This is a genomic window from Gloeothece verrucosa PCC 7822, assembly GCF_000147335.1.
GTDB classification, from domain to species: Bacteria; Cyanobacteriota; Cyanobacteriia; order Cyanobacteriales; family Microcystaceae; genus Gloeothece; species Gloeothece verrucosa.
In genome coordinates this window covers 2,937,883-2,963,036 of sequence record NC_014501.1, presented here as the reverse complement: position 1 = coordinate 2,963,036, position 25,154 = coordinate 2,937,883, and the positions used below count along the sequence as shown (strand labels likewise).

The window sequence follows — 25,154 nt, the reverse complement described above, 5'->3', positions numbered from 1 at the left end:
ATTGCTGGTTGGTCATTAGTATTCAACGATCTCTACGATATCTTCAATCATTACATCAAAGGTACGTGCTAATTTATCTAAAGCGGTATAGTCAACTGTGGCTAACCCTGGTGAGCGGGCATAGGTTCTTAATGTACTATAAACAACTCCCGAACGTTCTGCTACTTCTTTGAGGGTCCATCCCCTTTCTGCCGCTAGTTCCCTCACACGTAATCTTATTAATCCCATATTTTTGCTGAAACAATTGAAAGAAATTGACTAATATTAGTCATTAAATCGAGGATTTCATTACTTTTATATTACCAAGATAAGCTGCACTTTTGTTATTCTCTATTGGGATAAATAAGCCTCTTTTATAGACTTAAAAAAGCCATCTATACTTGAAAAAGAGCATCAAGGTGAAAAATTTAATATTTTCTTAGTTGCTAAATAATTATTCACAAGAAGCTATCACAGCTTTATTCTTTGGCTATGGTTAGGGCACTTTCCCCGATCTATAGTCATCATAAATGATATGCTCAGTAAATTTAATCAATCGAAAGGAAGAAAGAGTAAAATCGGGTTTTAACCACTCACAAATGCAGGAGGACTCCTATATAGAGCCAATTTCTTTAGTATAATCAGACAAAGCATAATACTTTTGTGCTAAGGTGAGCTAGAACAGAGGCTCCGCACTAGAGATAAGTCATCAATATGGTAGAATATAAGTCGCAAATTTCAGACCATTCCTTACCCCCACAAAATGTTGAAGCAGAAGAACTGATTTTAGGAGGGATTTTATTTGATCCCAGAGCGATCAGTCGAGTGGCGGACCTTCTTAGTGCTGAAGTCTTTTATGCTCAAGCTCACGGCGACATTTATCAAGCCGCCCTAACTCTCCACCAACAAGGGAAACCCACCGATTTAATGACTGTATCCGCCTATTTAGAAGACCAACATTTATTAGAAAAAGTGGGGGGGGTGAATCGGTTAGCCCAATTAATTGAACGCACGGTATCGGCGGCTAATATTGATCGCTATGCAGCCATTATTATTGATAAATATTTACGTCGTCAGTTAATTAATGCCGGTCAAGATATTGTCACTTTAGGCCACGATACCACCACTGAGTTAGAAACAGTTTTTGAAGAGTCAGAAAAGAAAATTTTTAATCTGACTCAAAAGCGCCCTCAAGAAGGTTTAGTTCAGATTGCTCAACCCTTGATGAATGCTTTTACAGAAATGGAAAAGATGCAGCAAAAATTGTTACTGCCGGGAATTTCATCAGGATTTTATGATTTAGATGCCATGACTAGCGGCTTTCAACGTTCCGATTTAATTATCGTAGCAGGAAGACCGTCAATGGGAAAATGCTTAAGTGCCGCCAGTGAAATCGTTTTAGAAGATGGAAGTATAGCAACAATTGAAGAGATTTATCATCGTCGTCAAGGAAAATTATTAACATTACAAGATAACTGGGAATTCGAGTTAACTGAACCTTCAAATTTTATTGACGATGGGATTAAGCCGGTATTCCGTTTAACAACTAAACTGGGCCGATCTATTGAGACGACGATTACTCATCCTTATCTGACCCTTGACGGATGGCGACAGTTATCAACGCTTAAACCCGGGGTAAAAATTGCCGTTCCTCGTCAACTTAATCTATTTGGTCGCCAAAACTTGCCGGATTATCAGATTAAGGTATTAGCTTATTTGCTCGGCGATAGTAGTTTAACCGGTTTTTATCCACAGTTTACTCATGAAAATGGACTTTTTCAAGAAGATTTTAAGAGCGCGGCTAGTCAATTTACAGGTAATAAAGATGAGCTTTCATTTTTCAGAAAAAATGACAATAAAACAGATAATATAGGGTTAAAAAAAATAGTTTTTTTTGGAAAAAATACTCAAACAAAAACGATTCCTTCCATTATATTTAAATTAAAACGTTCATTAATCTCTCTATTTTTAAATCGTCTTTTTGCTACCAATGCTGGGGCAACTGTTCTTAAAACCGGTCAATTCCAAATAGGCTACTGTACCCTTAGCGAACGATTAGCTAGACAAATACAACATCTCCTGTTAAGGTTTGGCATAATAGCCGCTTTAAAACGGCGTAAAATTAAAGATAAAGAAACTGAAAAAATGGCTTTTCAGCTAGATATTACTGATGCTCAGTCTATCAAAACTTTTATTGAAGAAATAGGAATTTTCGGCCAAGAAAGCCCCCAGCAAAAAGTTCAAGAAGCTTTAGCTCAACCCAGAAATAAAACTAATCGGCATTTAATGCCTGCAAACATTTGGCAAACCCTAGCTGAAGTCCAAGACAAGGAAAGCTGGAATTTAGATAACCTTCCCTTGCAACAGTTAGCCGTATATTGGGATGAAATTGTCAGTATTGAATACATAGGGGAACAACAAGTTTATGATTTAACGATTCCCAAAACTCATAATTTTATCGCCAATGATATTTGTGTTCATAATACAAGCTTTGCTCTAAACATTGCCCATAATATTGCTAAAGAACAAAAAGGTGTTGTAATTTTTAGTCTTGAAATGTCGAAAGAGCAATTAGCCCAAAGATTATTAGCCAGTGAAGCCCAAATTGATAGCAACCGTTTACGCGCCGGAAGATTTGGGCAAAATGAATATGAAAAGCTGGCTAGGGCACTAGGGTTGATCTCGAGTTTGCCCATTTATATTAATGATCAAGGGAATATATCTGTTGCTCAAATGCGCTCTCAAATTCGGCGATTACAATCGGAACAAAAGGGAGAATTAGGCTTAATTCTTTTAGATTATTTACAATTAATGGAGGGCGGCACTGATAACCGAGTTCAAGAATTATCGAGAATTACTCGTTCTCTTAAAGTTTTAGCCAGAGAAGTTAATGCCCCAGTTATTGCCCTATCTCAATTGAGTCGTGCGGTGGAAGCGCGGACAAATAAACGCCCTATGATGTCGGATTTAAGAGAATCAGGCTGTTTGAGTGGTGATAGTTTGATCGCATTAGCTGATAGGCGCGTTCGTGTGCCGATGCGGAATTTAGTAGGTCAGTCAGGATTTGCTGTTTGGGCACTCAATGAAAGCACGATGAAATTAGAAAAAGCAATGGTCAGTAAAGCTTTTTGTACAGGAATTAAACCTGTTTTTCGTTTAACAACTGCTCTTGGCCGTAGTATCAAAGCAACAGCTAATCATCAGTTTTTAACGATTGGCGGCTGGAAGCGATTAGATGAATTAAAAATTAATGATCATATTGCTTTACCTCGATACTTATCTAGTCTTTCCTTACAAAGCGTGAGTGACCCTGAACTGGCTTTATCTGGAACAACACTTGCTCAAGAAAATCTAAGCCGTAAAAGAGCGAATCAAGCCGCCCAAATTGGGCAATTAACAGCAGAAAATTTAGCTAATAGTGATGTTTACTGGGATAAGGTTATTTTTCTTGAAGCTGATGGAGAAACCGAAGTTTACGATTTAACAGTTTCTCGTCTCCATAACTTTATAGCTAATAATATTATTGTTCATAATAGTATAGAACAAGACGCTGATTTAATCATTATGTTATACCGAGATGAATATTATCATCCTGATAGTCATGATCGCGGCGTAGCTGAAGTAATTATTGCTAAACATAGAAATGGCCCGACAGGACAAGTTAAACTTTTATTTAAACCCGAATTTACTCAATTTCTCAATCTCCAGCAAAGCCGTTCAAATTATTAAATAGATGACGAATAAACTGGATCACAAATTTTGGAATTATGGACTAATATTAATCATCCTAACGCTAGGGATTTTTTTCCGCTTTGTCAATTTAGATAAAAAAGTTTATTGGCATGATGAAGTATACACGAAATTACATATTGCTGGATATACTTATAATGAATGGCAACCCGTTTTATTTAATGGACAAATACAGAGCATTGAAAACCTACAAAAATATCAACGCCTAACTCCCCAAAAAGGTTTATATGATACCTTAAAAAGTCTAGCCATTGATGACCCTCATCATCCCCCTTTCTATTATATTATCTGTCGTTTTTGGGTTCAGCAATTTGGGAATTCTATCACTACCATTAGAAGCTTATCAGCTTGTTTAAGCTTACTGGCTTTGCCGGCAATTTATTGGCTATGTTTAGAGCTATTTTCTTCTCAAAGTGTCGGAGAGGTTGCCGTATGCCTTCTGGCTATTTCTCCTTTATTCGTTCTTTATGCTCAAGAGGCTCGTGAATATAGTCTCTTGATTGTCATTATTTTAGTATCTAGCGGCGCATTCTTGAGAGCCATCCGCTTAACTTCTTCTACTTCCCATACTATCCTGTCTTGGGGACTGTATACCCTCACGTTAATTATGGGATTATATACTTCTCTAACTACCCTTTTATTAATCCTCATTCAGGGACTATATCTGCTCATTCGCGAACCCATTCGCCTCACACAGACAGGCATCAGTTATTTAATTAGTGTGATAGCATCTGGGTTAATTTTCTTGCCTTGGATCATTGTATTGATCACTAATTATGAAAAGTATCAGAGTGCTAATCTTTGGATGAAATTTATCAAAATTCCTTCTCGACTTTTATTCGAGTTTTTAGGACTAAATATCAGTCGCATTTTTGTTGACTTGGGGGGAGAATTTGAAAATCCTTTAATCTGGGTTGTTATGGGGATAATTTTAATCGTGGTGGGATGGGGATTATGGATTCTTTATCGAACAACATCAGTCAAAATTTGGGGGTTTATTTTTACTTTAATCTCTGTTCCAATTTTATCTCTATTGCTCCCTGACTTACTCTGGGGAGGAGTACGCTCGCTGTCTTCTCGCTATTTATTTTTCTCCTGGTTAGGAATTTTATTAACAGTTGCTTATTTATTAACCACTCTAGCGCATCAAAAGAGAAAAATTTGGCCGGTGATGGCAACAATAGTTTTCTCTGCCGGGATCATTTCCTGTGCAGTTAACGCTCAGTCTAATACCTCATGGATGAAAGTAATTAGTTATAGTCTTCCTCAAGTCGCAAACATCATTAATCAATCTTCAAATCCTCTTTTAGTGGGAAATCAAAGCAGTTATAATCCAGGAAATTTAATCGCTTTAAGCTATCTGCTCAAACCCGAGGCAAAGTTTCAATTATTATCGGATGAAAAAACATATATTATCCCCAAGGGATATAGAAATATATTTTTACTCAGTCCTTCTGAACAGTTGAGCGAAAAATTAGAAAAATCCGCAGGGGTAAAGCTTGAATTTGTATTAGGCGACAACCATCTTTGGTTATGGAAGGTTAAGTTTTTAGGACTTACGCCTTTTAAATAAAAATTTCGGTTTGAACAAAACTCGTACAAGTAACCAAAGACAATTTAGTTCTCCTGGAGTTTTAATCAGCTTCCACTGGTTGGGAGTACAGAATAACATCTCAACTATATTTCGATAGTCATTTAAACTAACTTGTTCCCATTCTACTCGAGTTTGACAAGAGTTTTTATTTAACACCGTCTCTTTAACTCTTGCTTTTAGCTTCAATTTATTTTCAAGAATTTCCATTTCAATTAATGTATCTTTTTTTAACAATTGAGGGAGTTCAATTTCTGCCGCTACTTCAGAAATTCGTCTTGTTATCCCTGTGATCACATTCTCATCACTATAAACTTTAACCGCTTTTTGCAAATCGAACGATGGATAAACATCTGGCTGAGGTGCATCGATCATAATTAATATGCTAACAGCAAGCACGATTAAATTATATATGGTCAAAATAAAAAGCAAAATATTACTATTGATGAATTGTTGATTGAGCAAAGCATTTATTCCTAGTTTTGGCTGAAAAAATATATTAAAATTATTCACAAAGCTAATCAGGTTAATTCCCAATAAAATTAAAATTGGTGTCGCCAACTTAGCGTTAAATATAAAATCTTTTTGAGAAATTCCTTTAGGGGTAACTTTAAATCTTTCAGAAAAAGGATTCAGCAACACTTCTATGGCTTTAATAGAAGCAGGAACACACTGACTCACTGAATAAATATCAGAAATTAAGGCAGAGCGAGCGTGGTAATTTAACCAAGCAAAAGTGAGAATATTTAAAATATAATAAGGCATAAAGAAGTAGATAAAATCCGAAGAACTAACTTGATAAGGCTCAAGGTTAAAAACGAAAAAAAGGAAAGGAGTAATAAGCAGGATCAAACGAGGAATAGGAGTTAACCAAAATAAAATTCCCTCCAAATTAGCTAATCTTTGTATAGGCAATAATCCTGGAATAGTCAAAGGATTAGAATTAACGAAAAAGGCTTGAAGTGTGCCACGACACCATCGCAAACGCTGTATCATATAACAACTCATATTTTCAGCCGCTAACCCTGCACTTAGTTTTTCATTTAAATAGATTAATCGATATCCTTTAGCCGTTAAACGAATTCCCGTAAAATAATCTTCACTGACAGACTCAGTTACAAAACCCCCAATTTCTTCAAGATGGCTTCTTCTCACCACAAAAGAACTACCATTACAAATTGTTGCTCCTACCGTATTTCTCAGGCGTTGATAATATCGATAAAAATTTTCGAGTTCTTCAGGTAAAATGTTTTCTACCCCTAAATTTTTGGCAACAGGATCAGCATTATAAAAGCTTTGATTAGTCTGTACTAATCCCATTTTTTCATCTTGAAAAAAGCCAACTGTTCGCCGAAGAAAATTTTTGGTAGGAACAAAATCTGCATCAAATACAGCAATTAATTTTCCCGTAGTTTGAACTAAAGCATTATTTAAATTTCCGGCTTTAGCATATCTATTATCCAATCGAGTAATATAATCACAACCTAATTCGCGGGCCAGTGCTTTAATTTCTGGTCGATTTCCGTCATCGAGAACATAGACATTTTTATGAGGGTAGTCTAAAGCTTGACAACCGACAACTGTTCGCCGAATAAAAAAAGAGGGTTCATTATAGGTGACAATAAAGATATCAACTAACGGAGTAAATTCAGTATTTTTCCCTAACACTGGACTGGGGTGCGGAACGAGTTCCGCACTATGATCTTTGATTTTTAAACTGAGACAGAGTTGCACCGTAAGACTAAAAATAAAAAACAGTTCAATTCCATAAATTACTATACTGAATACTCCATCTAAAGGCGTTGCTAAATTGAGCGTTGATGTGGCTCGCCAGACAAGATAACGCCCTGTAATCCCTAATAAAATTATAATAATTAATGCCCGTGACCAAGATTTAGGCTCAGGAGATATCTTCATGATAATTTGGGCAATAATTGCACTCATAAAAGTGGGGAGCCACAAGCGATATAAATTAGTCCACTCCATGACTTCAAGCCCGAAAAAATGAGTAATGTTTCTTGTTTCTAAAAACGCCTCTATTCCCAGGCTGCTTGCCAAACCACCGATTAACAGCACTCCCAAAATAGCAGCTTTTAATTTAAATTTTGTCAGAAACGTTAACCCTTTTTCACTAAACTTTTTAATAAGATAAAAAATTATCATAATTTTAGGATAAATACATTAGTAATGAGATGGAAACAATCTTAGCACAAAGTTTCGACTAACTATTGCTTAACGACCCAGTTGTCAACTCTTGAGTCATCTTACCTAGCTGAACCCTCAAGACCTCTCCATACCTCGCCTCGCGACTTCTAGGTTCGGAGTGGGGTTTAAATAAGTCAGTACCTGGAATCAATAAAATTCACGGTAAACCCTCTTTTCTCTTGCCCATTATTCACCCGTCTTGATGCTTTTTTTTACTACGATAGAACCAGCCATCCAATCATGTAATGCTCGTTTTCTGGGTGTCCATCCAGCTAACATAAAACCCAAATATAAAGGCATAGACGATAAAATTTTACTCCAATATCTTCTATTTATTTGTCTCAAAGATAGCCGTTTATTCTGTAAATTTCTGACTTGCAAACCAAAGAATAATTTACCAAAAGTACCTTGAAAAAGCCACTCTAATACAAGATAATAAAGCCATTTAATTATAGATCCTAATAGAATCGGAACCAGCCAAATAAAATGGGTTTTCAGCAAGAAGAAAAAATCTAAAAAATTTTTTGTATTAAGAAAAACAGGAATAAATTTACTCAAATATTCAGGAGTAAAACTCATCACCAGAATTCCCAATAGGATTAAAATTAATCCGAGAATAGTAGTTCCTAAAGCACTGGCTATGGATGAGGCAATAATTAACTCTTTAATTGTGCCGCTCCAATGAATTCCCCATCGGTCTAACAGTCCTAGTGTTTCTAATTTATAGCTTAAATATCCTGCCACGAAAGCCGCTAAACTCATAACAATGATTTCATCAATCATCGCGGACTGAAAGCGTAGCCAAAACCCTCCATATTCCATCATAGTAAGCTTAGGAGACGCTTTAACAGGAGTCGCTCCCTTCGCTTTTTTTTGTGTGATCGTCTTATTTTGAGAAACGGTAGGAGGTGAAGGAGGAGTAGAAGGTTGTAATAAGTCTTGTTTGAGTCTGTTAATTTTTTGTAAAATAACGCTGGTATCAGTCGGACGTTCAATGACTTTATTCGCCATCAATTCATCAATAAAATCTGCCAACTTTTTATTGATATTAGGAGCTAATTTACGCCAATTTAATTCATTGTTATGATAATCATAAATCGCGGCATCATTAGGTTCTTTACCCGTTAATAAATAAACAAATGTTCGACCCAAAGCATAAAAATCTGATTGGGGAACAGCATAACCCCTCTCTTGTTCTGGGGGAGCATAACCGACGGTATAAATGCCTGTATTTTGTCCGCCACTGATAATCGTACCGGTGACTTGACGGGCGGCTCCAAAATCAATTAAGCTTAACTGTCCATCGGGTTTTAAAATAATATTAGAAGGCTTAATATCTCGATGAAAAAAATGGCGGCGATGAACTTCATGAAGAATACTAGCGATCTGGGATAACCATTCTAAAGCTAATTCCTGATTAATCGGATGGAAATCATGTTTTCTCTGATAGTCTTCTAAATCTATTCCCTCAATTTTTTCCATCAATAGACAGTGTAGGGGAGTGGGGTTATTGCGAATAAAGTATTTAAAATGCCCTTCTCCCTTGGGAATTCCTGGATGGGATAGAGTGCATAAAACCTCTGCTTCTTGCTCAAATAGTTCTAGGGCATGGGGATGGTCGTTAATTAACACTTTTAAGACTTTTGAGGTATCATGATCCATCACTTCGTAAGTATAGCCAAAACCCCCTTTATTACTGAGTAAACGGGTTACTCGATAACGTCCTAGCAGCACTAATTCCGAGCCGCAGGCTTGGCAAAATTTGCAAGGGTCTGGATTTTCAGGCTTTGAGCATCCCGGGTTGATACAGAGACTCATGAGGGTTCACGATCAGGAAGAGTCCTAGAACAATGCTCTTTATTCTAACAGTCTCAGGTTCGTCATCGCTTTGTCACCGTAAGATCATAACTCATTGAGATGATAAGAAAAATGAGACGAATTTGCTAAATTTTATCATGAAGATAAATTATTTTAGATTTACCTATCGCTTACTATTTGTTCTAGGGTTTCTTTATCTGTTGTACCTGATTAAATCTGCTCTAGGGATTAATATTTCTGAGAAATATCACGCCGCCGATATATTTAAATTACCCATTAAAATAGTTACTCAAAAAATTGTTTCTCATTAGAAGCATCGCTAACGATCAGATGGTAGAGACGTTGTCGGTAACGCCTCTAATTAATAATACTAACTCAGTCCATGATTTTGAACGCTTGCCCGGCTAGGAAAACAAGCCCCAAAGTTCCGGCTAATGCCCCCCATTTGGCTAGTGGGTGAGTATCCAACCAATCAGAAACACTCACTGACAAGGATTGATTGCTAAAATCTCCCTCCACGCGATTAAAATCCGGAATGGCTTCATCAAAACTATTAAGATCATTTTCGGTTTTTGGTTCAGAGGTACGCTGAGCATCAAATCCAGCACTCACCAAAAAAGCATCCACCAATTCTGGAGACAGTCTTTGTGAGGTTAGCAGTATCCTAGCCGCATCTCCCACCGGCATTTCACGGGTAGGATGGGATGCCGCATAAATAATTGCCTCAGCCACAAGACTCGGTTCATAAATTGGGGGAGCGCCCATCGGTTTAACCCCGATTTTCGTCCTTGCTTTGGTAAAAAACGGCGTATTAATCGAAGTCGGTTGTATTTCGGTCACACTAATGGGAACGCCTTCGTGCATTAACTCAACCCGCAAAGATTCTAAAAATCCATTGATCCCATGTTTAGCCGCACAATAGGCACTTTGAAGAGGAAAACTCCGTTTGCCTAAAACCGAAGAGATATGAATTAATGCCCCACCTCCTGATCGTCTTAAATGAGGTAAAGCCACCATTGCGCCATAGACTTGTCCCATCAAATTGACATCAATCACTCGCTTAAATTCTTCGGGAGTGGTTTGTTCAAACGCCGCATAGAGAGCAACCGCCGCACAGTGAACCCATGTATCGAGTCGTCCGTATTGTTCAATGGCTTTGTCTGCAATCGCTTTGACTTGTTGAAAATCTAATACATCTGCTCTAATAGCAGTGGCTTGACCGCCAAAACTTTCAATTTCCTTGACTAACGAGTCTAAACCCGATTGAGAACGAGCGGCAACCACCACCTTAGCGCCCCTTTTGGCAAAAGAGAGAGCCGTTTCTCGGCCAATGCCGCTAGAAGCGCCAACAATGGCTACAGTTTGCTGATTAATGGGTAAAAGTTGCATTCTTGATTCTTCCCTCTAATAACTGATCAGACCTATGCCTACAACTTATCGATGCTATCTAGGTTGTTCGTCTATCATCAGAAAGAGTCTAGGATGTATAAGTTTTCTACTCAGATCTTGCACCAGCCGATTTCTTTATTGAGATAGGGTGTAAAGGGTGGGGTGTAGGGTGTAGGGAATAGGTAAATTAAAGAGATTTTACAATTATTAAAACATTGTTCGAATTTATATGATTAATACTCTTTCTTTTTATTATTTTTTCGCCCAATCTTCCACTACACCCCACCCCCTACCCCCTACCCCCTACCCTCACTAATACCATTAGACACAGGTGCAAGATCTGAGTCTACAGCAGTTGTACTCAAACAGGCCAAACCCGAAGGCATTAAGGGGTCTTGAGGGGTCAACCGAAGGGCGAGGTTTAACTAAAACTGCCCAGAGTTTGTCCATCAAGAACTCTAGGCAATCAATTTTACATCAACCAATGTTCAACTCAGAATTAGCCCGGCCAAGCTTTGGCCGTTTTTGTCGTGATTAAACCTTTTAAAACCTAAATTAAAAATATTGTTGATATTTTTAATTTCAATTTGAGTTTAATCTCTAGTTTACCACATTATAATTTTTTTTCAAAAAAAGCCTCTTTCTTTAGAGGTAAATAAAAAAAAATCAATTTAACGGCTAAAGCCAGTGATAAATTCAGGAAAAAAAACCTTTAATTAAAAGATATTTGAGTTTTCAATTAATTTTAATTAGCTGATGAGTTGTCTATCGAAAGTTAGACTAAGGGAGAAAATTTACCAATTCCTCCCGTTGATGGATTTATTCGCCTTTCCTAAAGTTTTATATAGAAAATATTGTCGATATAAAATTCTCGAGTAATTATGACTAAAGTAAACATAGGATTAACAGACGAACAACGCCAAGGAGTCATAAATCTTTTAAATCAAGATTTGGCAGATTTCTATTTACTGCTCATCAAAACCAAAAAATATCATTGGGATGTAGTCGGACCTCAGTTTCGCTCGCTCCATCAACTTTGGGAAGAACATTATCAAACTTTAACCGAAAATATTGATGCCTGTGCTGAAAGAGTTCGCACATTAGGGGGCTATCCGGCAGGAACAGCCCAAGAATTTTTGAATTTATCAAGTATCCAAGAACACGCCGGCGATTTACCTTTAGCCACCGAAATGGTTGCTCGTTTAGTGCAAGACCACGAGCAAATTATTCGCAATCTTCGAGAACATATCGATCAATGTGCCGAACAACTGCATGATGCAGGAACAGCCGACTTTTTAACCGGTTTAATGGAACAACATGAGGAAATGGCTTGGATGCTTCGTTCCTTTATAGAAGGAGAAGACCTTAAACCCAGTGGTCAAAGAGAAAATGCTGCAAAAACTCCTGCCGGTGTCAATTAAAGGAGATATTTATGGCAGAAAATAATCAACAACTTGGCACAGTTACCGCCGTATATAAGAGCCAAGAACAAGTCGAACAAGTGGTTCGTCGCTTGTTAGATCGTGGCATTGATCGAGAGCATATTTCAGTAATGGGCAAAAATTTCGAGTCTCAAACTCGTATTGCTGGATTTATTAGCAAAAGAGACTTGATTTTTGGGGGATTGCGTTCAGGGGCAATTTTCGGATCTTTATTTGGGTCTTTATTAAGCTTGTTTACTGGCGTTGGTGTTTTATTTATTCCCTTTGTTGGGACAGTGGTAGCGGCAGGGCCCATCAGCGCTCTTTTACTCGGAGCCGCCACCGGAGCGATCGCCGGTAGTGCCGGAGCCGGACTCGCTTCGTTTTTAGGAACATTAGGAATGCCAGAAGACAAAGCGGCGGTCTATCAAACCCGCTTACAAGCCGGAGAATATTTGGTTATGGTAGAAGTGCCTAGCGATCAATCTGGAGAATATAGTCTGTTAATGGAAAGTGCAGGAGGGGAAGAAGTTCATGTCTTAAATCAAGCATTATCTCGCCCTTGTGCTGGTCGCTGTAATAGTCCTGAAGATTTATCTCCTGAAATTCGCGCTCATCTATCCCAGGAAGCTCAACAAACCTTTATTGAAGAGTACAATAAAGCCTTTGATGAGGCTAATGATGAAGCTAAAGCCGAACAAGCCGCCATTTCAGCCATTCATCAAAAATATGGTGAAGATGAAAACGGGGTTTGGTCTAAGGTTAAAGTTGAAGCCTAAATACTCTACTAAAACAGCTTGATCCATAGGGGACTAGATAGCTAGTCCTCTATTTTTGATTAGGGTCACTGGTAAAGGCAACTAATTCTACTTTTTTCTACTTGTTTCCACTTTGAACAAGGGCTAACACGGTTAATTGAGGCGGCTTTTGGGACTGACATAACCCTGATTTTTCCAGTATTGTAAAACTAATCCGTTAAGGAGACACCCTAGATGGAATCGGCCACCACTGCCAACCCTTTTTGAGAGCTACGCATCATCAAGTGCGACTGCTGTCATGGGTTGCCAGAATGAGGGCAGCTAAATGTTTAACAGCCTTGCCAGTATAGAGAGGACTAATGTCATAACCCTCTCTTTCTTAGTTGAATTTTATGATTTACTAGAGATAAGTTAAAAGTTAATCATTAACTCCTAAAAAATTTATGTCCCGTCCATCTAACGGTAGTCCTACCCTCTGGTTAAGTTTACTAACTAGCCCATTTTTACTATTTTTGATAGCTTTTCAGTCAATTATAGAAGGATTAATTGAACTGGGGCAAACATCCGAAGAAATATTCCGAGGTTCGCGTCTTCCTATCCTCAATATTCCCGAAGAACAACAAAAGCAAGAATGAAGCCCCCACCCTTCAAGGTTTGTCGTGCGGAACGCGTTCCGCACCCCACTGAGTTTGCCGAAGGGGCAAAATTTAAATCAACAAAACGGAATCCATGTCTGTGTCCTTAAAAACGGCTCAGATTTTTGATTATTAGTAAAATAGTAAAATGGTCAGAAGCTCCATTGAGGTTTCTATGAGTTCGCTAGTTCAAGTCCCCACAACCCCATTACAATTCTTCTCCACATCAGACTTATTTTTACAAGCTAGACTAAAATTAGTCGAAGATTTATGGGAAGCCGTGCTAAAGGCAGAATGCGGGCAAGATTTGGTGGATCTGCTCATAAAACTGCGTGCAATTTGTTCTGAACAAGGACAAGCCCAAAAAGCGTTAGAAGACTCCATTACCCAATTGATTGAAAAACTCGACCTCAATGAAGCAGTAAGAACGTCTCGCGCTTTTGCTCTCTATTTCCAACTCATTAATATTGTTGAACAACACTACGAACAACGAGACCAACAACTCTCACGACGGGCCACCTACAATGAAGGAGAGTCCAGTGCCAAAAATGGCATTAACGGCGAGCAAACCAGTATATTCTCCTCGGCATTTGGAGCAAATTGGTTAGAAAGAAGTTTGAACGATGAAAAACAAAATGATCAAAAAATAGGAACTTTTCACTGGCTATTTCCCTATTTAAAACAATTAAATGTTCCACCTCAACAAATTCAACGCCTACTCGAACAACTAGATGTGCGCCTGGTTTTTACAGCCCATCCCACCGAAATTGTTCGCCACACCATTCGACGCAAACAACGGCGTATCGCTCATATTTTACAAAAGTTAGACCAGGCAGAAGAAACCTTTAGAGGAATGGGGCTAACCAACTCCTGGGAAGCAGAAGAAGCTAAAGAACAGCTTAAAGAAGAAATTCGCCTCTGGTGGCGTACCGATGAGTTACACCAGTTTAAACCCACCGTGTTAGATGAAGTGGACTACTCCCTACACTATTTTAATGAAGTCCTCTTTGAGGCAATTCCTCAATTAGCCCTTCGTCTCAAACGAACTCTAAAAAGTGCCTTCCCCAGACTACGCCCACCGAAGAATAATTTCTGTTATTTTGGCTCTTGGGTGGGAGGCGATCGAGATGGGAACCCCTTTGTTACACCAGAAGTGACTTGGGCCACGGCCTGTTATCAACGCAATGTCGTTATCGAAAAATATATCGAAAGGGTAGATGAGTTATCGAATATCCTTAGTCCTTCCCTCCATTGGTGTAACGTCCTGCCGGATTTGTTAGACTCCCTAGAAAAAGACCGCGTACAAATCCCACAAGTTTATAATCAGTTAGCCATTCGTTACCGTCAAGAACCCTATCGTCTTAAGTTAGCTTATATTAAAAAACGCCTGGAAAATACCCGCGACCGCAATAGCCGCCTAGCTAACCCAGAAGAACGCCTTTTAGTGTTCAAGACAACCAACGCCAACAATTACCAAAATAAAGAAGAGTTTATAGAAGAACTCAAATTAATGCGGCGTAACCTAGAAAGCACTGGCTTAAGTTGTCAAGAATTAGATAGCTTAATTTGTCAGGTAGAAGTTTATGGGTTTAACCTCACGCAACTAGATTTCCGCCAAGAGTCGAGTAACCACTCAGATGCGATCAACGAAATAGCAGAATATTTACAAATTCTGCCTAAACCCTACAACCAACTGACTGAAGCCGAAAGAACCGCCTGGTTAATCGAAGAATTAAAAACTCGTCGTCCTCTCATTCCCCAGGAAATGCCGTTTTCTGAGAAAACCTGCGAAGTGATAGAAACCTTGAGGATGTTGCGGCAGCTACAACAAGAATTTGGTTTAGAGATCTGTCATACCTACATTATCAGTATGACTAATGAGGTCAGCGATGTCTTAGAGGTTCTTCTCTTGGCACAAGAAGCCGGACTCTATGACCCGGCCACTTGTTCCAGCACGATCCGCATTGTACCCCTATTTGAAACCGTAGAAGACCTTAAACGGGCACCCGAAATCATGCGGGCGCTATTTGAATTGACTCTTTACCGCGCCACTTTGGCAGGAGGATATGATCATTTAGCCTCTTTACAGGGGGAAAATGTGGGCGAACTTAAACCCCCCCTCTTAGAACCCACTAACCTACAAGAAATTATGGTCGGTTATTCCGACAGTAACAAAGATTCTGGGTTTTTAAGCAGTAATTGGGAGATTCATAAAGCCCAAAAAGCTTTACAAAAAGTCGCTAAAAGATATGGCTTAGATTTACGCCTGTTTCACGGACGCGGGGGTTCAGTAGGACGAGGCGGTGGACCCGCTTATGCCGCTATTCTCGCTCAACCGACAGCGACGGTTAATGGCAGAATTAAAATTACTGAACAGGGAGAAGTCCTCGCTTCTAAATATTCTCTCCCTGAATTAGCCCTTTATAACCTAGAAACCATTGTTACTGCCGTTATTCAATCGAGTTTGTTAGGCTGCGGCTTTGATGATATTCAGGTTTGGAATGAGATCATGGAAGAACTCGCCAGTTGTTCTCGTAAAGCCTATCGTGCCTTGATTTATGAAGAACCGGATTTTGTGGATTTCTTCATGTCTGTCACCCCCATTCAAGAAATTAGTCAACTCCAAATTAGTTCTCGCCCGGCTAGACGTAAAAGTGGGAAAAAAGACCTCAGTACCCTACGCGCAATTCCTTGGGTCTTTAGTTGGACTCAAACCCGTTTTCTGTTACCCGCTTGGTATGGGGTAGGAACCGCTTTAGAACAGTTTATTAGCACCGAACCTGAAGAACATTTGAAACTGTTGCGCTATTTTTATCTCAAATGGCCCTTCTTTAAAATGGTCATCTCAAAAGTGGAAATGACCTTATCTAAGGTAGATTTGCAAATTGCCTATCATTATGTAAAGGAATTGTCTCAACCGGAAGATAGAGAACGCTTTGAGCGGCTGTTTGAGCAAATAGCCCAAGAATATCATCGCACTTGCCGCTTAGTCTTAGAAATTACCGAGAATAAACGGCTCCTAGATGGCGATCCCACCTTACAGCGTTCTGTTCAGTTACGCAATGGAACAATTGTTCCTCTAGGATTTTTGCAAGTATCTCTCATCAAACGCCTACGTCAGTACAACGCACAAGCTGAGTCTGGAGTCATTAATTTCCGTTATTCTAAGGAAGAGTTGCTCAGAGGAGCGCTATTAACCATTAATGGAATTGCGGCAGGAATGAGAAATACCGGTTGAGGCAATAGGACTCGGTTAAGGGATATTCTAGGTTGGGTTAAGGTAACGCGCTCGAATTGCAGCGACGAAGTCTAACCCAACATAACTTAACCCGGGTGTCGAACTCACCTTAAAAAAGACTTTCAGACCTTTTCATTAGAATTTTTTGTCGGAGTGTCGCTAACCATCCACTGGGTTGATTTCAACCCTGTCTAACTGACTTTAGAATTATAGATATCAAGATCCACACAGCTTCACTCGACTTTCTCGCTTGATGAACCTGTTTACCATACGTTAATGAGAAAAGACAGTGATTTGTGTTTAGATCAACTTAAGATCTGTTGATTCACGACTTACTCAGCTACCGAGGACTTACTGTGCTGTTATCCAAAGGGTTTGAAATTGAAATGTATACCGGCACGCCTTTTGGCGATGTCATTGGTTTATCAGACCAAATAGTCAGAGATTTAGATGGGTTTGTTAGAGAACCCGATACTCGTAATGTAGAGTATACAACCGCTCCGATCTGTAATTACGATCGTTTGCTGTGTGCTACCCTCAAACCGAGAATACATTTAAGACAGTATTTAAAACAGCTTGGAAATTATACCCTGATTCCTGGTAGTACCTTATCACTAGGACACAGCGATCACTTCTACCGCTCTGATCCGAATAATCCTTATCATACCTATATTGAGCAAACCTACGGAACAAAAGTTGTTACCGCCAGTATTCATATTAACATCGGCATTAGTGACCCAGAAATTTTAATGCAGGCTTGCCGCCTGATTCGAGTTGAAGCCCCTCTATATCTTGCTTTAAGTGCATCTTCTCCCTTTTTAGATGGGCAGATAACCGGCTCTCATTCTACACGTTGGCAGATGTTCCCGAAAACCCCGGCTAATGTTCCTTTATTTGAGAGTCATCGCCATTTTATTCAATGGACCGAAGAGCAATTAAAATTGGGAACAATGCAAAATGTCCGTCATTTGTGGTCATCAATACGCCCTAATGGGGATAATCGCCCTTATAATCTCAATCGTGCAGAATTGAGAATTTGTGATTTAATTACTAATCCGATTAGTTTATTAGCAGTGGTTGCCCTATTAGAAGCTCGTTTAACTCAATTGTTCTCGGATTCTAGATTAGATCCTCTGGTGGGAAGTCACTTACCCAGTTCAAATCGAGCAGAAGATTTAGTGGCCATTACCAACGACAATGAAGAAGCGGCGGCTCAAAAAAGTTTAGAAGCCACTTTAAAACATTGGCAAGATGGAAGAACAATCACGGCAAAAGATTGGATAGAAGAAATTTATCAAGAAGTTTATCCCATTGCTAAGGCACGCGGATTTAGCTGTTTTCTTTCTCCTGTTAAAAAAATTCTTCGAGAGGGAAATCAAGCCCAAAAATGGTTAAAACAATATGAACAAGGTCAAGATATTCGCTCTATCCTCATGCGAGGAATTCAAGAGTTAGAACAAGAGGAGAGCGAATTAGAAGATAAATTATGTCAGCCGCTTTTAGTGGCGTAAATAAGACTTGATCTTTTGACAGTAGGGGCAGTGTTCCCCTACAATTATGATGAATTTAGATTATTATTCTCAGATGAACCTTGCCCTAAACTAAGTGAAAGAACAGATAAATATAAATCTATAAATGATGCAGCTTCTTGAAAATAATCTCACCCGCTCGGCAACCCTGAAACAACGACGTGAAAAACTGGCTCAACTACTGGAACATCCGGTCATTCTTTGGTCCGGAGCCGCTCTTTCTCGAAATTTTCCGGCTAACCGTTATCCTTTTCGCGCTAGTAGCCACTTTCTCTATTTTGCCGGTTTACCGCTAGAAAAAGCGGCGATTCGTCTTTACCAGGGTAAATTAGAATTATTTGTCGATGAATCATCACCAGAATCGGCCTTATGGTATGGTCAAATGCCCACCCGAGATGAAATAGCCGCTTATATAGGAGCGGATGCGGCTTATCCGTTTTCAGAATTAAGTGTTGTTACAGCCGAGGCGGCTACTATAGCGGTGGGGGATATTAAAACTTATCAACAGCAATGTCAATTGCTCCAGCGTCAGGTAGCCCCGGCTAATGCTCCTACAGGCATAGATTTAGAGTTGGTAAAAGCCATCATTCGCCTCAGATTAACTCATGATACAGAAGCCTTAAACGAGTTAAAGAAAGCCGCCAGCGTATCGGTTAAAGCTCATCAGGCGGGAATGCAAGCGACTCCCCACTCAAAAACTGAAGCTGAAGTTAGAGGAGCCATCGAAAGCGTTATTCTCGCTCACAATATGCAGTGTGCTTATGGGAGTATTGTCACGGTTCATGGGGAAGTGCTACATAATGAACAGTATGATTATCGGCTAGAATCCGGGGATTTATTATTAGCCGATGTAGGGGCTGAAACCGAGACGGGATGGGCTTCTGATATTACCCGAACTTGGCCTGTCACGGGCAAATTTTCCTCCACGCAACGCGATATTTATGACCTAGTTTTGGCTGCCCATGATGCTTGTATCGAAAAAATTCGTCCAGGGGTTGAGTATCAAGATATTCATCTCTTAGCCGCCTACGTGATGGCTAGTGGATTAGTGGATTTAGGGATTTTAAAGGGAAATCCAGCCGATTTAGTGGAGATGGATGCTCACGCCCTCTTTTTTCCTCATGGAATCGGGCATCTATTGGGGTTAGATGTACATGATATGGAAGATTTGGGAGATTTAGCCGGATATGAAACGGGTAGGTCTAGAAGTCAGCGCTTTGGGTTAGGATATTTACGTTTAAATCGTCCTTTAAAGGCGGGAATGTTGGTGACTATTGAACCCGGATTTTATCAAGTTCCTGCTATTTTAAACCATCCTCAGTTTCGTGCTAAGTATGAACAAGTGGTCAATTGGAGTCGTCTAGCAAAGTTTGCTGATGTAAGAGGGATTCGCATTGAAGATGATGTGTTAGTTACCGAGTCAGGCACAGAGGTTTTAACGGCTTCTTTACCGAATAAAGCTGACGAAATTGAAAATTTAATGGCTTAAATAGCGATTACAAAAGGTTTGAGCGGGTCTGAGTCCCTTTACCTTTCAACTTAATCATTGTAATATCTCTTTAATCAATCATTTTCTGCTAAATAGACTCTAAAATTACTAACGATTAGGGGATCGTTGGCGGAGTGATTAAATTAAGGAAGGCAATGTCAATGATCACAATAACAAACCTTGAGCAAACAGAAAAATTAGCAGAAATCGCCGAGGTTCTTCGTTCAATTGGATGGGGAGCATCAGATATTCTTCGCGCCTATTATCGGGGTGAGGCGGGGTATGGAAATTTGAATGTACAGGAAGATAAAAAAGATGGGCCGGTAACGGCGGCTGATCTGGCCACAAATCATTATATTTTAGCAAAACTTCAAGAGGTTTTTGCCCCCGAAGAATACGGCTACCTCAGTGAAGAAACTCATACAGGGACTGATCCCCTGCCTCAAGATTGGGTTTGGGTGATAGATCCGCTTGATGGGACTCGGGATTTTATTGATAAGACTGGAGAATATGCCATTCATATTGCTTTAACTTATCAAGGTCGGCCTGTGGTGGCTTTGGTCGCTATACCTGAAGCCAATAAAATTTATTATGCCACTAAAGGCGGTGGGACTTTTGTCGAAGATCGCTCTGGGGAAATTAAACCCTCAAAAGTTTCACAACGGAATCAAATAGAGGAGTTATACTTAGTGGCTAGTCGTACCCACCGAGATGAACGCTTTCAAAAATTGTTAGAAAGAATGCCTTTTAAAGCACGCAACTATGTGGGGAGTGTGGGCTGTAAAATTTCCACCATCTTAGAGCAACAATCTGATGTTTATATTTCTCTGTCGGGTAAATCTGCACCTAAAGATTGGGATTTTGCGGCTCCCGAGTTAATTTTAACCGAAGCCGGCGGAAAATTTACTCATTTTAGTGGAGAGCCTTTGATTTATAACAAGGGCGATGTCAGACAATGGGGTGGGTTAATGGCTAGTCATGGTGTTTGTCATCAAGAGTTATGTCAGTTAGCGACCTCAATTTTGGCAGATATTGATGGGCTATCTTTGCCGAAAAAATAAGACTGAACTTTTTCAGTTCGGCGAAAACGGGATAAAGGGAACGGGGAAAGGCGCAAAGTCAAGGTTCCTTTAAGCTTGACCCTTGAACCTTTTTCTTTTTTAGATAACCTTTTTTAAAGAGATTCTCAAGCATAAAGCATTAAGAATTTATAAGTTTTTTTCAGTTATTACTGTTAAAACGACAGATAATTCAGTAAGATTGACTATAGACAGCCCAGGTAAAGATCGGGTTAACTAGATAGTAGAATAAAAAGTATAAAAGTTTTTCTCGAATTTTTGGCGAATTTTTTAACTAAGCAAGTAAGTGGGCATAATTAAACGTCCAACAGAGAGGAAACAGAGAACAGGTAAGACAGTTCTGTTAACCGGTTTCCGGAAATAAAAAAACTATCGCTTCCTGACTTTTGAATTTCTGAGTTTATAGTTAATCTGTGAGTAAACTACAATTGCTACTGTTAAAAAGTTTCCTCTTCCCTTCTCACAACAGAAATTGTAATTATCAAAGCGATTAACTCAAGTTAATTAAAAGCTAGGAAATTATGATTAATATGAGGTAATAAATGATTGAAAATCAGGCAGTTATAGACCTTAAAAATAAATACGATGCAGGAGAAAGAAATTTCTCTAAAATTGAGTTAAGACGAGTAGATTTACGAGGATTTAATCTCAGTCAAGCAAATTTTAAAGGGGCAGATTTCAGTTATGCTAATCTTAGAGAAGTCGATTTTAGCGGCGCAGACCTCAGTGAAGCTTTTTTTAATGAAGCTGATTTAACGGGAGCAAATCTTCAAGAAGCCAATCTGCAAGGAAGCTATTTAATGAAAGCTTACCTCATGAAAACGAATCTACAATCTGCTAACCTAAGTAAAGCCTATTTAACTGGGGCCTATCTGAGTAAAAGTAATTTAACTAATGCTAATTTAACTGGGGCTTATTTAAATGGCTCTAAACTGAATGGCGCAGATTTAACGGGACTAATTTATGATGCGACAACCCGCTTTGATGTTAACTTTAATCCCAACAAAATAGAGAGCAAAAAAAATATTGCTCGTTCCACTTCTTTACTAGATTTAAAAGTAACTGTTGAAGATTTACTAAATATGTTCAATCATCTGAGTCAAATCAGTAATCGCTATTTAGGCAATACGATGACGGTTAGATATTGGGAAAATGCCCGCCCACAAAGCGAATGGTTAAATCACTTTCAGGTGAAACCATCAGCACAAATTCAATTTGTAGGCACTCACAAAGGCTATTTAGATGTTTCTCAGTTAAGGTTGGCACAGGAATGGGTAAACCGTTTTATTAAAGTCTGCTCTCAAATTATTCAAGACTATCCCAAAATGATTGATCGCAAACAATTTGTTTTCAATCTTAGCTTGTTATCCTCTGATCCAACCCAAACAGAAAGTGATGACTCTGATGAATCTATTTTGACCTTTTCATCCTCAAATGAAGACACTATTGGATTATTTTAAAAAAAAGTCGGGTAGAGGGTAAAGGTAAGGGGGAAAGCAATAGGCAACAAGACTAATGGGCGCTTTTCAAGTGCGCCCCTAATGACTAAAATTGATTAAGCCACCCGTTCTTCGATGACTTTATCAATTAAGCCGTATTCTTTGGCTTCATAGGGAGACATAAAATAGTCTCGGTCGGTATCTTTTTCAATCTGTTCGATGGATTTGCCGGTCCGATCAGCCAGCATTTGATTAAGCTGAGTACGGATACGCAGAATTTCTTTAGCCTCAATTTCAATATCGGTAGCTTGTCGGCGGCCAGTTCCTCCCATCGGTTGGTGAATCATAATCCGCGAATGAGGAAGTGCTAACCGTTTTCCTGGCGTTCCGGCGGCTAAGAGGAAAGACCCCATCGAAGCGGCTAAACCAACACAAATGGTAATCACTTCGGACTTGATGTACTGCATGGTATCGTAAATCGCCATCCCCGCCGTCACCGAACCCCCAGGAGAATTGATATACAGGTAAATCGGTTTATTGGGGTCTTCGGAATCGAGATAGAGTAAAAAAGCGACGATACGGTTAGCCAGTCCGTCGGTGACTTCTTGGCCGAGGAAAATAATTCTTTCTTGACTCAGACGGGTATAGATATCAATCCATCGTTCGTATTGACTACCCGGAAGACGATAAGGAACACTAGGAACACCTATAGGCATAGTTCAAACTTCTTTGCTAATGAGGGTTAAAACAATGATTAAATCACACCGGTTAGCGGCTTGGGTAATTCTTTGCGACTTTCTAAAACTCTGTCAATTAAGCCATATTCTTTAGCTTGTGCAGGAGTCAGATAAAAAGTCCGATCCAAATCCTTAGCCAATTTTTCAATGGCTTGCCCCGTATTTTTGGAGAAAATTTCTAGCATGGTTCGTTTATTGGCTAGAACTTCTTTAGCGCGGATTTGAATATCTGTAGCTTGACCTTGCGCCCCTGTGCGGTTTTGGTTAAGGACAATTGTTGCATGGGGGAGACTCGCGCGGCAGCCTTTTGTTCCAGCAGAGAGGATCATGGCTGCGGTTCCCATCGCTTGACCAATACAGATAGTATGAACCGGGGGCTTAATGTAGTTGATGGTATCGCAAATCGCAAAGGCTTCGGTTTCAAAGCCGATGGCATCTCCGGTATACCAAGAAGTCCCGGTAGAGTTGATATAAAAATAAATCGGCTTATCTGGGTCGTCAAATTGGAGAAACAAAAGTTGAGCGATAATGAGTTGGGTAACGTCTATGCCTACCTGCTGTTTAATGTCATCAGAAGAAAATAGCGGCATTCCCAGATAGACGATTCGCTCTTTGAGTAAAAGCGATTCTAAATCCGGTGGCGGAGTTCTAAAGCTTGCGTCCCCATAGTATGCAGTTTGTACCATCTTGTCAGTCGTTTGTGGTTTGCAATGTGAATGCAGGACTGAAAAGTCCTAAGATCGGTAAGTTGGATTACCTTGGGCTGGTTGTTGAACTTACGGGTGTTTATAGTTCTGCTTTTGATTGTAACGCATTCACAGGATTGCTATTTTTACTTCGCTCTATATCTATGAGGTTATCGCACCTTGACAGTAAACAGAGGTTTATCTCGCAACTAAAAACGAAAAAAGCTAATAACCGTATAAACACAAGAAACTGTCAACAAACTTGTTCTATAAAAATAGGTGTCCAGAAGTTTTGCCTAATATTGGCTCAGAGAACGGAGAGGGTGGGATTTGAACCCACGGGACGCTATTAACGCCCATCCGATTTCAAGTCGGACGCGATCGACCACTCTGCCACCTCTCCTTAGTGACTAGATATTTATTCTATCAAAGCCTGAGCTAGTTTGACGAGTAATCTTAAACCGCTTGGGGAATTTTCGCCGCATCTTGATATAAAGGTTGTCGAGATACTATCCTAAAATCCTCTCCCACCCAAACTAGCTCAATTTGGGTTACTTTTCCCTCTTCTAAAGAGACAAAAGAAAAATTTCGTAACTTTTCGCCATTTTCTTCTTTAATTCGGGGCACACTAGCCGCATTCAAGTAAACTGTTCCATAGGGGTCTGTTTCTACCATCGTCCGTAAGTAGGCCTGGGTATGACGGAGGCGATGGTGCATATGGCCAAAAGTAACAAGAGAAATGGTTTTGCCTAACTGGCGGCTCAGAGTTAACGCCTCGGAAAAATCAGGATCGCCATGATCTCCCCCCAAAGGCGGCCAGTCTTGTCCACAGATAGAGTGGGGTTCTTCTCCTAACCCCAAGGGCCCATTATGGCCTACAAAAATAAGGGTATCATAAGCGGCATCTTGGGCTTGGGCAACGATTTTTGCCGTAGACTGTTGGAAATTGGTTATACCGTATAGTTCGTTTAAAAATTCCTTATTTTTCCAATCTTGACCACCCCAACTAAAGGGGCGACTCCCCACCACTGATAAATTAAATTGAGGTAAGTCTAATTTTCCATACCCGACATGAGCTTCCCCTAATAGATCGAGTTGTTCTTGTACGCGGTTTTCCAGTTCGTGATCATAGGGAGACTTGGCGCGACCCCAAGCAGAGGCAGTATACCAAGCGTCATGATTTCCCAGGATAGCGGCTTTGGGTAATTCCAGGGCAGCAATAAGGCCGACTACGGCTAGGGATTCATTGCCAAAATCCCCCACAAATAGAGCTAAATCCACATCTAGATGCTGGAGAGCCTGGTTATCTTCTTTTTCCCATTGATCGTGGATGTCACCTATCACAGCGATTTTTATCATGGTTTTTAAGGAGTTGCTCATCTCAAATTTTTGCGAAGTGTACGCTTTTTTG

At 39.7% G+C, this 25,154-nt stretch carries 17 protein-coding genes and 1 tRNA gene; 10 read left to right on the top strand and 8 right to left on the bottom strand.

Annotation, left to right across the window (positions count from 1 at the left end; all coding sequences use genetic code 11):
* Positions 1–15: 15 nt before the first annotated feature.
* Positions 16–228: a helix-turn-helix domain-containing protein gene (locus tag CYAN7822_RS12950; protein ID WP_013322728.1), complete on the bottom strand. Its 213-nt coding sequence runs from the start codon at positions 226–228 to the stop codon at positions 16–18.
* 465 nt (positions 229–693) lie between these two features.
* Here CYAN7822_RS12950 and dnaB point away from each other — a divergent pair, with 465 nt between their 5' ends.
* Both dnaB and CYAN7822_RS12940 read left to right on the top strand, forming a co-directional pair.
* On the top strand, positions 694–3,708 hold the full coding sequence (dnaB, locus tag CYAN7822_RS12945; RefSeq protein WP_013322727.1) for a replicative DNA helicase: 3,015 nt from the start codon (positions 694–696) through the stop codon (positions 3,706–3,708).
* 4 nt (positions 3,709–3,712) lie between these two features.
* Entirely contained in the window at positions 3,713–5,302 is a 1,590-nt protein-coding gene (locus tag CYAN7822_RS12940) for a glycosyltransferase family 39 protein (protein ID WP_013322726.1), read from the top strand.
* On the opposite strand, the gene CYAN7822_RS12935 is transcribed toward CYAN7822_RS12940, so the two are convergent.
* The 3 genes from CYAN7822_RS12935 to CYAN7822_RS12925 form a co-directional block, all read right to left on the bottom strand.
* Positions 5,279–7,483, bottom strand: a complete 2,205-nt coding sequence (locus CYAN7822_RS12935) for a glycosyltransferase family 2 protein (RefSeq protein WP_013322725.1) — start codon at positions 7,481–7,483, stop codon at positions 5,279–5,281. The two genes, CYAN7822_RS12940 and CYAN7822_RS12935, sit on opposite strands and share 24 nt — an antisense overlap.
* Positions 7,484–7,711: 228 nt before the next feature.
* The gene (locus CYAN7822_RS12930) at positions 7,712–9,343 is read right to left on the bottom strand and encodes a protein kinase domain-containing protein (RefSeq protein WP_013322724.1); all 1,632 of its coding nucleotides are present in this window, start codon (positions 9,341–9,343) and stop codon (positions 7,712–7,714) included.
* A gap of 375 nt (positions 9,344–9,718) precedes the next feature.
* Positions 9,719–10,732: an SDR family oxidoreductase gene (locus CYAN7822_RS12925; RefSeq protein WP_013322722.1), complete on the bottom strand. Its 1,014-nt coding sequence runs from the start codon at positions 10,730–10,732 to the stop codon at positions 9,719–9,721.
* Positions 10,733–11,613: 881 nt separating this feature from the next.
* Here CYAN7822_RS12925 and CYAN7822_RS12920 point away from each other — a divergent pair.
* The 8 genes from CYAN7822_RS12920 to CYAN7822_RS12885 all read left to right on the top strand — a co-directional run bounded on the left by CYAN7822_RS12920 (position 11,614) and on the right by CYAN7822_RS12885 (position 22,341).
* Positions 11,614–12,153, top strand: coding sequence for a Dps family protein (locus CYAN7822_RS12920; RefSeq protein ID WP_013322721.1), 540 nt, complete (start codon positions 11,614–11,616; stop codon positions 12,151–12,153).
* 11 nt (positions 12,154–12,164) lie between these two features.
* Positions 12,165–12,932 carry a ChaB family protein gene (locus CYAN7822_RS12915; protein ID WP_013322720.1) on the top strand — a complete coding sequence of 256 codons (768 nt, stop codon included), beginning with the start codon at positions 12,165–12,167 and terminating at the stop codon, positions 12,930–12,932.
* Positions 12,933–13,354: 422 nt separating this feature from the next.
* Positions 13,355–13,546, top strand: a complete 192-nt coding sequence (locus CYAN7822_RS12910; RefSeq protein WP_013322719.1) for a hypothetical protein — start codon at positions 13,355–13,357, stop codon at positions 13,544–13,546.
* A 175-nt stretch (positions 13,547–13,721) separates the two neighbouring features.
* Entirely contained in the window at positions 13,722–16,784 is a 3,063-nt protein-coding gene (gene ppc / locus CYAN7822_RS12905; RefSeq protein WP_013322718.1) for a phosphoenolpyruvate carboxylase, read from the top strand.
* A gap of 356 nt (positions 16,785–17,140) precedes the next feature.
* Positions 17,141–18,295 (top strand): glutamate--cysteine ligase, encoded by a 1,155-nt coding sequence (gene gshA, locus CYAN7822_RS12900; RefSeq protein ID WP_013322717.1) that lies wholly within the window; start codon positions 17,141–17,143, stop codon positions 18,293–18,295.
* Between the two features lie 127 nt (positions 18,296–18,422).
* The gene (locus CYAN7822_RS12895) at positions 18,423–19,802 is read left to right on the top strand and encodes an aminopeptidase P family protein (protein WP_013322716.1); all 1,380 of its coding nucleotides are present in this window, start codon (positions 18,423–18,425) and stop codon (positions 19,800–19,802) included.
* A 161-nt stretch (positions 19,803–19,963) separates the two neighbouring features.
* Entirely contained in the window at positions 19,964–20,863 is a 900-nt protein-coding gene (locus CYAN7822_RS12890) for a 3'(2'),5'-bisphosphate nucleotidase CysQ family protein (RefSeq protein ID WP_041933237.1), read from the top strand.
* Between the two features lie 560 nt (positions 20,864–21,423).
* The gene (locus CYAN7822_RS12885; RefSeq protein WP_013322714.1) at positions 21,424–22,341 is read left to right on the top strand and encodes a pentapeptide repeat-containing protein; all 918 of its coding nucleotides are present in this window, start codon (positions 21,424–21,426) and stop codon (positions 22,339–22,341) included.
* Positions 22,342–22,436: 95 nt separating this feature from the next.
* Here the strand turns inward: CYAN7822_RS12885 and CYAN7822_RS12880 are convergent, their stop codons facing one another.
* From CYAN7822_RS12880 to CYAN7822_RS12865, 4 genes are all read right to left on the bottom strand, one after another.
* A complete protein-coding gene (locus CYAN7822_RS12880; RefSeq protein WP_013322713.1) occupies positions 22,437–23,036 on the bottom strand; it encodes an ATP-dependent Clp protease proteolytic subunit in 600 nt (199 codons plus the stop codon).
* Between the two features lie 38 nt (positions 23,037–23,074).
* On the bottom strand, positions 23,075–23,743 hold the full coding sequence (locus CYAN7822_RS12875) for an ATP-dependent Clp protease proteolytic subunit (RefSeq protein WP_013322712.1): 669 nt from the start codon (positions 23,741–23,743) through the stop codon (positions 23,075–23,077).
* A gap of 315 nt (positions 23,744–24,058) precedes the next feature.
* Positions 24,059–24,146 (bottom strand) — tRNA-Ser (locus CYAN7822_RS12870).
* A 53-nt stretch (positions 24,147–24,199) separates the two neighbouring features.
* Entirely contained in the window at positions 24,200–25,123 is a 924-nt protein-coding gene (locus CYAN7822_RS12865; RefSeq protein ID WP_013322711.1) for a TIGR04168 family protein, read from the bottom strand.
* Positions 25,124–25,154 lie beyond the last annotated feature (31 nt).